Here is a 313-nt window from a genome sequence, read left to right as displayed (position 1 = left end):
TGGATGCAACAGGGGTTCCGCCACAACTACCCTCGTACCAATAGAATTTTCCTCCGCTACCACCGGCGTCACCACCAGTATAGGTAAGCGTATAGTCGGTTGAAGTGCCGGAACAGATGGTGGAAGGTGATACACTAACACTTGTGGGTGCCGTGGGGTTGGAAATAACAGTAACAGTAGCACTTGCACACCCACTATTACCGCAGGAATTCGATTCCCACCGGCAATAATAAGTAGTATTAGAAGTTAATGATCGGGTAATGGTAACACTATTTCCACTACCTATTGACGATCCGCTGCCACAACCTCCCTC

1 protein-coding gene is annotated in these 313 nt (G+C 48.6%); it reads right to left on the bottom strand.

All coding sequences use genetic code 11. The features are described 5' to 3' along the window. Nucleotides 1–313: hypothetical protein (locus M0R16_13230; GenBank protein ID MCK9613834.1), on the bottom strand; the 313-nt coding region annotated here is incomplete at both ends.

The sequence above is a fragment of the Bacteroidales bacterium genome (genome assembly GCA_023228145.1).
Taxonomy (GTDB): domain Bacteria; phylum Bacteroidota; class Bacteroidia; order Bacteroidales; family CAIWKO01; genus CAIWKO01.
Note: the sequence above shows the minus strand (reverse complement) of the source record. Positions and strands in the feature narration are given on the sequence as shown.